11 protein-coding genes and 1 pseudogene are annotated in these 12,972 nt (G+C 41.8%); 2 read left to right on the forward strand and 10 right to left on the reverse strand.

Translation table 11 applies throughout. From position 1 onward, the window contains the following. Positions 1–77: 77 nt before the first annotated feature. A complete protein-coding gene (xylB, locus tag ACYH0L_RS09285) occupies positions 78–1,577 on the reverse strand; it encodes a xylulokinase (RefSeq protein ID WP_230030265.1) in 1,500 nt (499 codons plus the stop codon). A 35-nt stretch (positions 1,578–1,612) separates the two neighbouring features. Further along, complete coding sequence (gene xylA / locus ACYH0L_RS09290) at positions 1,613–2,950, reverse strand: xylose isomerase (RefSeq protein ID WP_249705523.1); 1,338 nt, start codon at positions 2,948–2,950, stop codon at positions 1,613–1,615. A 212-nt stretch (positions 2,951–3,162) separates the two neighbouring features. Here xylA and xylR point away from each other — a divergent pair, with 212 nt between their 5' ends. Further along, on the forward strand, positions 3,163–4,323 hold the full coding sequence (xylR, locus tag ACYH0L_RS09295; protein ID WP_230030267.1) for a transcriptional repressor XylR: 1,161 nt from the start codon (positions 3,163–3,165) through the stop codon (positions 4,321–4,323). 46 nt (positions 4,324–4,369) lie between these two features. Here the strand turns inward: xylR and ACYH0L_RS09300 are convergent, their stop codons facing one another. From ACYH0L_RS09300 to csaA, 3 genes are all read right to left on the reverse strand, one after another. Continuing rightward, complete coding sequence (locus tag ACYH0L_RS09300; RefSeq protein WP_482353983.1) at positions 4,370–5,977, reverse strand: glycoside hydrolase family 43 protein; 1,608 nt, start codon at positions 5,975–5,977, stop codon at positions 4,370–4,372. Positions 5,978–6,001: 24 nt separating this feature from the next. Further along, positions 6,002–7,393 carry an MFS transporter gene (locus tag ACYH0L_RS09305; protein ID WP_099727871.1) on the reverse strand — a complete coding sequence of 464 codons (1,392 nt, stop codon included), beginning with the start codon at positions 7,391–7,393 and terminating at the stop codon, positions 6,002–6,004. 535 nt (positions 7,394–7,928) lie between these two features. Further along, positions 7,929–8,261: a chaperone CsaA gene (gene csaA, locus ACYH0L_RS09310; RefSeq protein WP_099727872.1), complete on the reverse strand. Its 333-nt coding sequence runs from the start codon at positions 8,259–8,261 to the stop codon at positions 7,929–7,931. A gap of 265 nt (positions 8,262–8,526) precedes the next feature. On the opposite strand from csaA, the gene ACYH0L_RS09315 reads away from it, so the two are divergent. Continuing rightward, on the forward strand, positions 8,527–9,006 hold the full coding sequence (locus ACYH0L_RS09315) for a site-2 protease family protein (protein ID WP_099727873.1): 480 nt from the start codon (positions 8,527–8,529) through the stop codon (positions 9,004–9,006). Here ACYH0L_RS09315 and ACYH0L_RS09320 read toward each other — a convergent pair. The 5 genes and pseudogenes from ACYH0L_RS09320 to ACYH0L_RS09340 form a co-directional block, all read right to left on the reverse strand. After that, a pseudogene (locus ACYH0L_RS09320) lies at positions 9,003–10,626 on the reverse strand (YndJ family protein). The gene ACYH0L_RS09315 and the pseudogene ACYH0L_RS09320 overlap by 4 nt on opposite strands. Continuing rightward, positions 10,619–11,224, reverse strand: coding sequence for a DUF4166 domain-containing protein (locus tag ACYH0L_RS09325; protein WP_099727874.1), 606 nt, complete (start codon positions 11,222–11,224; stop codon positions 10,619–10,621). The pseudogene ACYH0L_RS09320 and the gene ACYH0L_RS09325 overlap by 8 nt, the downstream one beginning before the upstream one ends. Continuing rightward, positions 11,187–12,068: a hypothetical protein gene (locus ACYH0L_RS09330; protein ID WP_482353984.1), complete on the reverse strand. Its 882-nt coding sequence runs from the start codon at positions 12,066–12,068 to the stop codon at positions 11,187–11,189. Before ACYH0L_RS09330 ends, ACYH0L_RS09325 begins: the two co-directional genes overlap by 38 nt. 156 nt (positions 12,069–12,224) lie before the next feature. Beyond that, positions 12,225–12,386, reverse strand: coding sequence for a hypothetical protein (locus ACYH0L_RS09335; RefSeq protein WP_230030274.1), 162 nt, complete (start codon positions 12,384–12,386; stop codon positions 12,225–12,227). 94 nt (positions 12,387–12,480) lie between these two features. Continuing rightward, the gene (locus ACYH0L_RS09340) at positions 12,481–12,960 is read right to left on the reverse strand and encodes a GyrI-like domain-containing protein (protein WP_099727876.1); all 480 of its coding nucleotides are present in this window, start codon (positions 12,958–12,960) and stop codon (positions 12,481–12,483) included. Positions 12,961–12,972 lie beyond the last annotated feature (12 nt).

A 12,972-nucleotide genomic window follows, 5' to 3' on the forward strand; every position in this document is an offset into this window, starting at 1 on the left:
CCTTTTTTCATCCTTATTGTTCTGTCATCCCTAAGATGAAACGAGCCCATCACCTCCTTTCATGTAAAGACTCTCTGCTAGATGGAACGATACTGCTTTAAACCGACCTGTATGTCTCTTGTTTTTGTATAAATGCTTTGATACAAACGAAATAGATGGGCATAGACATCAACACGCTGCTGATTTGGCTCATATACGGCCGCTTGATGAATAAACTGATCAGCGCATGCTTCAAGTGATGGATACCATCCGGAGCCAACCCCTGCAAGCATCGCTGCACCTAAAGCGGGCCCTTGTTCATTTTCTAACTGGATGACCTCCGCCTGAAAAATATCTGCCTGCATTTGAAGCCATGTTTGACTTCTCGCACCGCCGCCAATGGACACAATAGACTCTATTCTTTTTCCTGCCTGCCGGAATAAAGCAATTGATTCATTTAACGAGAAGGTGATCCCCTCTAGCACAGCTCTGACCATATGCGCCCTTTCATGCCTGCTGTCTAATCCAATCAAGCTTCCGCGAATGATTGAATCCGCATATGGCGTTCTTTCCCCAACTAAATAAGGGGTAAAGAGCAATCCATTCGCTCCTGGCGCTACATCAGCCACACCCTCTAACAGCGCTTGGAACGATTTTTCTGGAGCCAGTAAGGATTTTGTCCATTCAAGGCTATATCCTGCTGAAAGAGTGACACCCATTGTATAAAAAGCGTCTTTTTTTGCATGATGAAACAAATGCAAGTTTCCTTGCAGCTCTCTTTCATGGTCCTCTTCGTAGGAGAGAATGACACCGGATGTGCCAATGCTGCATAACGTGTGACCGGATGACAAAATGCCAGCACCGATTGCCCCGCATGCATTATCTGCTCCCCCTGCAAAGACTTTCGCACCTTCTTTGATCCCAGTCTCCCGTGCAACTTGAGGCAAAAGTGTACCGACCTCCGCCTCTGATAAGACAAGCGGCGGGCAAACATGAGGAGGAATATCAAATGCCTGACAAATCTCCTTACTCCACGTCTGTTCTCCGATATCTAACAGTAAAGTGCCAGCCGCATCGGAATAATCAATATGAATAGCGCCGGTTAATCGAAATCTGACATAATCTTTTGGAAGTAAAAACATGTCTATTTGTTGATCAATATCTGGTTCATGCTCCTTTACCCATAATAATTTTGGCAGTGTGAATCCTTCTAACGCCTGGTTTTTAGTGATCTTTTGCAGCCGGTCCCCTAGCTTTTTTGTGATGCGTGTACATTGTTCTGTCGTTCTTGTATCATTCCACAAGATTGCGGGGCGGAGCACTTGGCGTGATTCATCTAATAAAACTAAACCATGCATCTGTCCAGAAAAGCTGATCCCTTCTACTCGCCTTGAATGAGCAGGCTGCCTCGCCATGAGTTCTCTCATTGCGGCAATCGTCTGCTCTACCCAATCCTCAGGATGCTGCTCACAATATCCTGGTTTATCTTGAATGAGGCGGTAAGGCTTAGAAGCTTCGCAGCACACCTTTCCGCTCTCATCTACTAATATCGCTTTGACTCCGCTCGTTCCAAGATCAATTCCCATCACATACTTCATGTTTTCACTCCTTCAAAACAGGTCCGCCTATTCAATTAATCTTCTAACAAGTATTGATTCAATCGTGCTTTCAGCTGTTCCTCTCTTCCCGATTCGTTTCTGATGAAAGGATGCGTCAAAGCATATTCTTCTAATGTATGAAAGTTTGCTTTCCCTTCTGAAATGTCGCGTCCAATTCCTTCAGAAAAGCTGCGGTACCGGTGCTTGATTACATCTTCAAACACACGATCTTCGATGAGTCTATGAGCCACCCGCAGCCCTTTTGCGAACGCATCCATTCCCGCAATATGGGCATACAAAATATCTTCAAGTTCAAAGGAGGCTCTTCTGACCTTTGCATCAAAATTGAGACCCCCAGTTCCAAGTCCACCATTTTGCAGAATTTCATACATGGCCAGTGTTGTGGCATATAAATCGGTTGGGAATTCATCAGTGTCCCAGCCTAGAAGCGAATTGCCTTGGTTCGCATCAACAGAGCCGAGCAGTCCATGAATTCTTGCTACACGTAATTCATGTTCAAATGTATGACCAGCTAGCGTTGCATGATTGGCCTCGATATTTAATTTAAAATGTGAATCTAATCCGTATTGCTTTAAAAAGGCGATAGATGTCGCTGCATCTGAGTCATATTGATGGGTTGTCGGCTCCTTTGGCTTTGGCTCAATTAAAAATTGACCGGTGTACCCAATTTCTTTTGCATAATCAACAGCCATGTGCAAAAAGGTCGCCATGTGGTCAAGCTCTCTTTTCATATCTGTATTCAGCAGTGTGTCGTAACCTTCTCGTCCTCCCCAGAAAACGTAATTTTCTGCACCGAGTTCTTTTGCGGTTTCAATTCCTTTCTTGACTTGCGCAGCCGCATAGGCAAATACATCTGCATGACAAGATGTAGCAGCGCCATGTACAAACCGGGGATGCTTGAACATGTTGGCAGTGTTCCACAGCAGCTTCACCCCGCTTTGCTGCATGTAATCTTTCATCCTTTCTAAAATGATGTCTAACTGTTGGTTCGTCTCTTGAAGCGTGTCTCCCTCTGGTGCAATATCACGGTCATGGAATGAAAAATACGGAACCTCCAATAGGTCAAAAAGCTGAAAAGCCACTTCTAATCTAGCTTTCGCCAAATCCATTCCGCTATAAGAGTCCCAGGCTCTCTGCATGGTGCCCGTTCCAAACATGTCTGTTCCATCAGCAGTCAATGTGTGCCAATAAGCGACTGAGAAACGCAGGTGGTCTTTCATTGTTTTTCCACCAATCATTTCGTTCGGATCATAATATTTAAAAGCAAGTGGGTTTTTTGATTGTTTTCCTTCATATTGAATTTTGCCAACCGCCTCTAAACTGCGTAAGGATTTCATATTTGATTTGACCATTCTTCATTCCTCCTATGAATACACTTTGTAAGTTTAACCAACAAACTAATTATGAATTTGTCATCAAATCTCTTTGAATTTTCCATATTTTTTAGTTTTTTAGAAATATTTTCGTTATAATAAAGTTAAATTCATACTTCTCATGAAATACATTCGTAAAAAAGCACCTTTTTTCAACTTAATCTAAAGACGAAACAAATGGAGTGGATAACGTGAATATCGCTGATCAGAACTTTGTGAAAAAAATAAATCAAAAGCTATTGCTAAAAGAAATCCTCCATCATGCGCCAATCTCTAGAGCGAAATTATCTGAACGCACTGGTTTAAATAAATCGACTGTTTCATCTCAAGTGAGTACGTTAATGAAAGAACATCTCGTCTATGAAATCGGCCAAGGTGAATCTAGCGGCGGGAGAAGACCTGTTTTACTCATGTTTAATAAACGCGCAGGATACTCAATTGGCATTGATGTCGGTGTTGATTATGTAAACGGCATTTTAACAGACCTTGAAGGGTCTATTATCCATGAAGAGCAGCTCAAGCTCCCATCAAGCTCTCCTGATGTAACCATACGCATATTAATTGAATTGATTCATCAGTTGATCGCACAAATCCCCTCTTCCCCATACGGGCTTATTGGCATTGGCCTTTGTATACCTGGGTTAGTGGATGCAGATGAACTAATCGTGTTTACACCTCATTCAAAATGGAAAAATGTTGACCTGAAAACAACGCTCCAAGATACCTTCCAAGTACCCGTCTTCATTGAAAATGAAGCAAATGCCGGTGCATATGGCGAAAAAATCTTTGGTGCCGCTAAACACTATGACCACCTGATTTATGCAAGTATCGGCACTGGAATTGGAATCGGTATCATTCTCAATCATCATTTATATAGAGGCGCATACGGTTTTTCTGGTGAAATGGGACATATGACGATCGACTTTAATGGACCAACATGCAGCTGTGGAAACCGTGGATGCTGGGAGCTGTATGCATCTGAGAAAGCATTGTTTCAGTCACTTCAAACAAATGGCCAGCACGTATCCTATCAAGACATTGAGCAGCTGGCAAAGTTAAATGATATGAAAACACTCAATGCCTTGCGCAACTTTGGCTTTTATCTTGGCTTGGGTCTCACAAACGTCCTGCACACCTTTAACCCGCAAGCCGTTATTTTACGAAATAAGGTCATTGAATCACAGCCAACGGTTCTGAGTGTCATTCAAGATGAGGTATCCTCTAGAATGAATGCACAATTCAGTTCACGTGTTGAGCTGCTCCCTTCATCATTAGGGCACAACGCACCGGCGTTAGGGATGACATCTCTTGTCACTGAAGCTTTCCTGCATGATGCTACCCTTTCACAATGAACCGCTAACTGATAAAAAGAGACAACTTTTAGAGCGTTGTCTTTTTTTATTCACCTGTTTCCTCATAGCGAAAATAGTTGAAATCAGCTGGCAGACGCTCGCCGCTTGTATCTTGGCACTGCATGCCGACAAATGCCCCTGTAAAAAATCCCCCTCCGCGAATGAAATCATCGGATAAATGGCTTGATTCAAACGGCACATCAATCTCCTCCCACTCTTGCTGGTCAAAAGAATAAGAATATTTGTACGTCTCTTTCTGAACGGTCACTTTTAAATACACATACGTGACCTCGTCTGGAATGACGATTTTATTTGTCAACGGCTGAGAAAAGGTCAGATTTTCGCAGACGGATAATTCAAGGATACGGCCAAGCTCCTCGTCATATGTTACCTGAAGCGCTGTCCAGTTTTCCGTATTATAATAATTCACAAGACCAGCGGCTTGCTGAAAATTTTTTGGAAAGAATGAAACAGCTGTCTCAGCTTCAAAATAAAAGCTTTGCCAGCGCCTTGCAACAAACGCTTGGGTAAATTTAGACGTAAGAGACTCCTGACCGTATAGCCTTAAATGATGAGGGTTCTCCGTCAATGAACCTATCTGATCAGTAAAAGGGATTCTTAATGTTTGGAAATGTCTATTTAACGCCGATACTTTAAATTCATCGACTGTATGGTGCGTTGGAGAGAAGACTTTTTCACTTATTGCTGGCGCTTCAACTTCCATTGCTCCTTCTTTTCCGCCTACCACATAAGGCCAGCCATCTTTCCATTCGAGCTTTTGAATCGCTGTCTCTCTTCCTAAAGGACACCAACCTCTTTGTTGAAAAATAGATTCCTTATTTGATTGAATCGGACGGCCCGTGAGATGAGCCAAGTACCATTCATTTGTATGCGTATGAACAATTGAGGCATGCCCGCATTTTTGAAGCGGATGGCTAGGCTCATGGAAAGCACTTAAGATCGGGTTATCAGGATGAACCTCATAAGGCCCTTCAATATGCGAGGACCGGGCAATCGTGGCCGCATGCTCGTACCGAGTGCCCCCTTCTGCCGTTAATAAATAATAGTAATCACCAAAGTGATAAAGATGCGGGGCTTCTGTCAGTTTAATAGACGTGCCTTTAAAAATGATCTTCCTCTGACCGATCAGTTTCTTTTCAGGCACACTGTATTCCTGCAAGGCAATACCTGCAAAGGAATGGTGCTTTTCTCTATGATCCCACAGCATATTTAATACGTATTTCTTCCCGTTTTGATCATGGAATAAAGATGGATCAAATCCAGAGCTATTGAGCCGAATCGGTTCGCTCCACTCGCCATCGACTTCGCTTGCCGTGACCAAATAATTATGACCATCCTTAAACGGGCCATCCACTACCTTAATATCTGAATAGATGAGCCAAAACTGGCCATCGGCATAGCTTAAGCACGGTGCCCATACCCCTCCTGAATCGGGATTTCCTTTCATGTCTAGTTGAGATGTTTTTTGCAAAGGGCGCGCGGCGAGACGCCAATGGACAAGATCCTTCGAATGATAAATTTGAACCCCTGGAAACCATTCAAATGTAGAGACCGCAATGTAATAATCGTCTCCTACACGGCAAATACTCGGGTCCGGGTTAAACCCTTTTAGCACTGGGTTGGTAATCTTCATTGATCTCCCTCCTCTTTCAATGATTTACATTTTAAAATCGTCAATATGATCGACATACACCTGATCCCTATTCTCTAGCTCCCTCACGACTTTTTGATGTTTTTCTTCATCCAGGTTATAAAAATTAATATCAATCATCGCTAAAATCAGTAAGCATACAGGAATAACCGTTGTAGTGATTAAAATGCCAAGTAATGCTTCTGGTGTTTGCATTTGGTTCGCTACATAGCCAAACCGATCGAGTACAAGGCCTGGAACGATCCCGCCTAATGCCATGCCAAATTTAAAGAAGAATCCAATCACTGCGTAGATGAGCCCGCCCATCCTTTTCCCTGTTTTATATTCGCCATATTCAACCGTTTCAGGAATGAGCGCCCACATGTAAGCACCTGCTGTAATACTCCCAGCAGCAGCGACGAGTCTGAAAATAAGAATCAGAACAATTTGACTCGGCGGTATCACAAGTAGAGCAAGAAGACCTACGATATTCAGCAATAATGAATAATTCAGCAGTTTTTTCTTTCCTAGCAGCTTGTGTAGCCGCGGAATAAACGGCAGCACCATTAAAGCTGGCAGGCTGCCAATGAGTCCGTACCACTTCACTAAATCTTCTCTGCCAAGGTTATATGTCACATAATAAATCCCTACTGAGTTGCTGATCGAGTTCACGCCAAAAATAATGATAAAGAAAATACTTAACACAACAAGCGGACGATTCACTCGTAACTGGACAAAGATATCGCTGAATTTAATCTTTTCCTCAGGCCTTTGAAGCGTGACGCGTTCATTTGTGCTTTTAAAACAGAAAATAAGTAATGCGCCGCCAAGAACGCCGAGAAATGCCATCGTCATCTGCCAGCCAAGTGCTGTATTTCCTGTTGTATCGCCTAATAAAGTCGCAAGAAAAGGAACAAAAAAAGCAACAACCAAACCGCCGAGATTTGCAAAAACCATACGAACAGACGTAATGCTGACAACCTCTTGGTTATTTCTTGTCATTGCGGATGTTAAAGCCCCATAAGGAACGTTGATGAACGTGTATGTAAGCGATAAACCGACATACGTGATGTAGGCATAAATAAGTTTGCCCATAGCGGAAAAGTCAGGTGTCGTAAAGCAAAGGATTGCGAGTACCACAAAGGGAAACGCACCGAATAACAAGTAAGGTCTGAACCGGCCAAAACGGCTGTTCGTTCGATCAACCATTGCCCCAATAAAAGGATCTGCAAGCGCATCGATGGCGCGAACAACCAAAAACATCGTCCCTGCTGCTGCCGCTGATAAACCATATACATCTGTATAAAAAAATAATAGATACGTAGAGACAGTTGCATAAATTAAATTACATGCGAAATCTCCTGAAGCATATCCCACTTTTTCAGACATACGAATCTTCTTTAAATTCTCACTAACCATGAGCTTTCTCCCTTCTTTACTTAGCCTCTTCTAAAGAACAGATGGTGCAGGGCAGCAGCAATCAATGCATAAAATATAAAGCGCTTTCAATTCGTTGCAAAAATGAAGCTGAATCTCTCAATCATTCAGCTTAGCCCACATACACAGTCAATCATTTGAATGATGGAATCATCTCCTTTAGTGAACGGATAAACTGGTGATCCTTATCTTAGTTTATTGATTAAACAAACTAAGTTGAATTCATTTTATAAAATCTGATCTGACTTTTCAATATTTTTTGAAAAAATAATCCAAATAATCGATATCTTGTCATTATTTCTTTCATATGAGGTTCAATATCCTCTAAAATGACGACAAATGAAGAGAGAAAATATTTAATGGTTGCATTCAAGCTCATCCCATGCTATATTAATCAAGCGATGAGCTGAATTGTGTAAGTCGGGTAACACGTCTCTTTGAGACACACACGAATGTGGCGTGTGGTTATTCCGCCTCAATACGCAAAAGACATCTTCTATTGAAGATGTCTTTTTTCTTATCCTATTTTCGTCCCATTTTCAACCGGCTCATCTGTGGCAAGCAAGACAACGTCTTCTTTCGACGGCATGCCTCCTAAGACAAGCACTTCTGATTTGAATCCTGCAATTCTTCTTGGCGGGAAATTGACGACTGCCACGATTTGTTTGCCGATCAGATTCTCAGCGGTATAACGTTTTGTCAGCTGTGCACTAGATTGCTTTAGACCAATTTCGGCACCAAAATCAATCTTTAGTTTCAGTGCAGGTACTCTGGCTTCTGCAAAAAATTCTGCTTCTATTATTGTCCCAACACGCATATCTAACGCTAAAAACTGTTCAATATCTGCCATATGAATCTCTCCTCTTCCTTTAAAGGTACAAGCACTCAATTCCTCATCTGCTAGATGACCGCTAGTCTCTCGTTGATTTCCTCATTGTAGCACATCCAATTTTTAAAAAAACGGGTTCAAAAGCCGATTCAGCACCAACATCACTCACTAGTTTACATAATGAATTTATTGCAGTCTATTAAATGTTTGCATCTTGAAAATGAATTCTGTAAAATGGCAAATAATCCTACTGCTTCCTCTCGAATATTTCAGGGAGGGTTAACACTTGTTTACATTGTCAGATATGTGGACGTTTTGCTGGTCGTTTTTCGTCATTCTTCCTATCGTTGCCATCCTGCATCAGCTAGGCCATATTGTGGTCGCATGGATGTTTGGGGCAAAGGTTTCTTTTGCGCTTGGCAGAGGCAAACAAGTGCTGAAAATAGGTGTAGTTGAAATTAGACGAATCTATTTTCTAGATGCATTTTGCCATTATGAAGAAATGAGGAAAAATAACCGTTTGTCGCACATTCTTGTCTACTTAGGCGGATCATTATGCAACCTGCTCAGTGTTCTCATACTGAATACAATGATCGCCAATGATTTCCTGCCAGAACATCAATTTTTCTATCAATTTGCTTACTTCTCAGTCTACTATGTATTTTTTGCGCTGCTGCCAGTACAATATGCAGATCATCATCCGAGTGACGGGCAAGCGATTGTGAACATCATTCGGCACGGTGAACCATGTGACATCATTGACTAAAATAGATGACTTTTGCTGTCAATATGATACTGAATCGTTAAAAAAGGAATACCGAACAGCTTCATTTGATGAACCGCTGTGAGACTTTCTTCTGTCTCCGGTTTCATATGAAAGCTCTCTTCCATTGGCAGTTTCATGGTGATAAAAGGCGTATTCAAATACAATCCTTCGTCACCGCTACTGCCTTTTGGACATTTGCTTTTTAATAGAAAGTCTTCCTGCTCATTAAAAGGTTTTAAAATGGCGGTAAGCTGTGAATACGGAAGCGGCAGAGCAATATTCATATAACCCGCATCTGCATTGTGATGATGAGCATAAAGCGCAAAAAAGACTTGCTCACCTTTCTCGTTGTGACGAATCCACGCACGCACATTCTCTCTTTCTTCCTTAGGGTGTTGAAATCTGCAAAGGCTTCCCGGCATTTCATACGGAATACGAGATGACCCCAAATATAGCTGACCTATTTTTTTGAAAACTGGTTGAAATATATAGACAAAAGGCCTCACCCACCAATGAAAATTGACCGCTGCTTTTAACGTAAATTGCATGGGGTCCTCATAAAACCTGCGAATAACAGGTGACACCCTTTCAGCTGAAAACGTCTTTCCATTTAATTCTTCAAGCGAATCTACTAAACCGATCTTCTCGCTATCATGTATTCTTTCATTTTGAAAAGACAGCAACTGAAAACGACCATGAACCCTCGAAATCGGAAAATCCTTCTTGTTCAATCGATCGGCCGGCTTTTCGATCAGCCATCCAATCAGACCCGGTAAAATAACAAAACATGCGTTGATACTGCCATGAAACCAAAGCATTTGATCAATGCTTATGTAGGTCACACGCATGAGCATGCCAGCAGAATATAGAAGAGATAACACAATGGTCCCCATTAACATACTGCTAGAAAACACAATCAGCCCTTTTGCCACAGCTGAACGAAACCTTGTTTTCATACAAAGGATTCCATACACGTAGAGTGCGATCACATAAACGATGACGCTAAACGTATCAAATAGACGGGAGAAGCTAATCCCAACAGCAATCATCACGGGTGACAGCAAAATGACCCAGCCACTTGCTTTGTATAAAAGCGTCTCTGATTTGCGCTGCCTCCCTAATTCCATAAAAAAGCGGGATAAAAAAAGCGGAGTAATGAAAATGAATAGCAGTCAAAAGAACAATAAGCGGCGAAAATGTCATCACTTGTATATTTGCCGTGTACAGCCAAAACCAAAGCCCACCTAAAACGATATACATAAACGCACCATCTATCATGAGCTCATGGAGCGGAAAGAGTCCTCTTTTCAGCAAACGAGTCAAACCAAAAAAAGCTAGAACCACTGTATAGACAAGCCATCCCGATGCAAACCAAGCGGAATGATACATGAATGCACCAGTTGCACAGAGAGCAGCAAATGGAAAGGCTTTCATTAAAAAGCCGATAAGCAACCCCTTCTTCCGCTTTTTCCCTTCCTGTTCGAAAAAGTGTAATACAACGGGAAGAAAAAACAAAATTGCAAGGAGAACAAAGAATTCTGCAATCGGACCTGTCAACAAACGGGTGGCGAGAAAACAAGACATGAAGATGATGCTAGACGTCAAATGCCATTTATTCATCATGAGACACCCTTTCAGTAAACCGGCCTTTATAAGTAAAAAGAGTTCCAAAAAGGCGATTCTTCACATGCACATCAATTGTATACTTACCTGCATGCTCGTCGTAGCCTTCCGTGACATCCGACACACCATATAGCCATGAAGGCAGCGGCAATTCCCGCCCTAACATCAGACATTTTTGCTTACCGGATTGAATGTGCAGGCACCCATTTTCCGTTACTGTAAAATGAAGCTCTGACATAAGAAGTCTAGGTTTTCCAAAGTAGTCTAGTACTTTATGACTCTCCTGATCAATGATCATATCTGCATCAAAATGTCTTTCCCTCTCAGGGAAATAGAACGTACGAAACCAGTGCATTCCTTCCTCTCCCTTGTTTGTCATAAAGGGTTCGTTCACAATTCGAAAGGGAATGTTTTTCCCTCTCTCAGGGAAAAAACAGCGAAAAAATGGACCTATTCTGAAGAAAAATCGTATGAGCCTCGTCCCGCCGCCTATTTCCTCCATGATCCCTTCGGCAGTAAACGCGCGGTTGTACCGCTCTTTCAATTTCGGGTGCAGCTTATCGTAATCCTTTACTTGATGACGATGAACGACCATGTCTACCTCCCCTTTTTCGTTTGATCGAAAACACATCTACACAATCTTTTAAATTAATCATTCCTGCAATGGATAAAATGAAAAATGCACTCACCACAAGCGGCTCATGAAGGCTCGCCTCAGGGGATAGGATTCCTATACAAAGCATCATAAGCAGAAAAATGCTTTGCAGAATAAAGAGATATTTCTTTGATAGCTTAGGAATCAAAAATGATACGCCTAAAAGGGCATAAAGCAAGCGAAACCCGGTGCTATGATCAAAAGCAGAATGTGAAAAAGGAATGATCGCTTGGCATAGCCAGACGATGGCAAACAGCAAACAAATCCCGTAATGAGCAAGTGTTCTCTCTAGCAGCAAACGGGGATGTGTTCCCTTTTCAAGCCACGTCTTTAATGCGCCAAAACTAAAGGCGGTCATAAAGCCCATCATCGGCCGAAAAAAGAATCGGTCTGCCCATTTCCACCCTTTTCCTTCTTTCGTTTCATAATCAAATTGAGTTTGAAACACAATGTGATCGTTCGTTTTCATGTACTTCCAATAGCCGCTGCCTTCTTTAATGAAAGATAAAGGATGTGACGATTTGAATTTGAGCGAGGACGCTCTTTCATCGCGCTCATCCATCATTCTTGTTCGATACGCTCCTGTCCCTGTCACACTTATACCGAATCCAAGATGTTTTTCATACAAGAAGGATTGAGGCTGTTCATCTCTAGGTCCATTTAATGAAATGGTTGAAAATCGCAAATCCCATTGTTCATGAAGCTTTGGATTTTGCGTATATTCCCATACTTTCTCTATAGGTGCATGAATGGTTGTTTCCACATAAACAGGCTTTCTTTTCATCTGCCTCTACTCCTCTATGTGAATTATTTCACATAATAAGCATACCATGTTTCACAGAACTGTCAAATCTTTATTGGTTTTCTGTCAAAAAAATTTATATTCACGAAGCACTATAGCCCTTTTCATGATATCGGTTCGATACATAAAAAAGACCTGTCAATGAGACAGATCTTCTTTTTGCTGTACGCCTGAGATATAAAGCCGGACCGCATAACTCACACTATCTTCAAGCTGTTCTTTTCGTTGAAATCCCTTTTTATTTGAAATATCTCCAAAGCCATGCAGTAAGCTTCTGAGTCCTCTTACTACATGCGTCATTTCCTCTCATCGTATAAAGAAATATCTTTTCGATCGGTTTGTCTTTTTGTGCGCAAATTCAATGATCGAGCTTGCTGCCATTTTTAAAGCAGCATCAATGTGAGCTAATATCATTAGTTTCAGCAACTATTTTTTTATCAACCGCAATATAAATATCAATTTGCGCTTCTTTTGGATCAATTGATCTTTCGTCGTACCATTCAAAATCGCCTGTATATGTGCGAAAATAACGCTGATCCCAATTCCAAATCTGCTGCCATGTTTCAAGCACAACTTCTTCAATCGGTCCCTTTCTCGTTCGAAATCTTGCATAGGTGGACGCGGGAATCTCTTTTGCATGTTCCACATGATGATCCACAAATTGTCCCGCTGTAAATAAATATGAGCCATTTTCATCTGTTTCATAATCTGAATATAGCCCGATGACAGGCGCTTTTCCGCCATGAAGCTGCTGCGCGAAAAATTGCTGCCAAAGAGGTGCAATTTTCCGGTCTTCCGTCCGTTCCATTTCATTCGTTGTTCGGATAGACAACCCTTTGATCAAATATTTCTCTAATGTCACGATATCGTACATACATTCTCATCT

This window comes from Bacillus sp. MC1252, assembly GCF_056838025.1.

Excerpts from the sequence above, each read along its gene's own strand:
- csaA (WP_099727872.1), bottom strand. The coding sequence starts at position 8,261 with ATGGCAGATATTGAACAGTTTTTAGCGTTAGATATGCGTGTTGGGACA.
- ACYH0L_RS09300 (WP_482353983.1), bottom strand. The coding sequence starts at position 5,977 with ATGAAGATTACCAACCCAGTGCTAAAAGGGTTTAACCCGGACCCGAGT.
- xylB (WP_230030265.1), bottom strand. The coding sequence starts at position 1,577 with ATGAAGTATGTGATGGGAATTGATCTTGGAACGAGCGGAGTCAAAGCG.
- ACYH0L_RS09305 (WP_099727871.1), bottom strand. The coding sequence starts at position 7,393 with ATGGTTAGTGAGAATTTAAAGAAGATTCGTATGTCTGAAAAAGTGGGA.
- ACYH0L_RS09325 (WP_099727874.1), bottom strand. The coding sequence starts at position 11,224 with ATGGTCGTTCATCGTCATCAAGTAAAGGATTACGATAAGCTGCACCCG.
- ACYH0L_RS09330 (WP_482353984.1), bottom strand. The coding sequence starts at position 12,068 with ATGAAAAGAAAGCCTGTTTATGTGGAAACAACCATTCATGCACCTATA.
- xylA (WP_249705523.1), bottom strand. The coding sequence starts at position 2,950 with ATGGTCAAATCAAATATGAAATCCTTACGCAGTTTAGAGGCGGTTGGC.
- ACYH0L_RS09335 (WP_230030274.1), bottom strand. The coding sequence starts at position 12,386 with ATGACGCATGTAGTAAGAGGACTCAGAAGCTTACTGCATGGCTTTGGA.
- ACYH0L_RS09340 (WP_099727876.1), bottom strand. The coding sequence starts at position 12,960 with ATGTACGATATCGTGACATTAGAGAAATATTTGATCAAAGGGTTGTCT.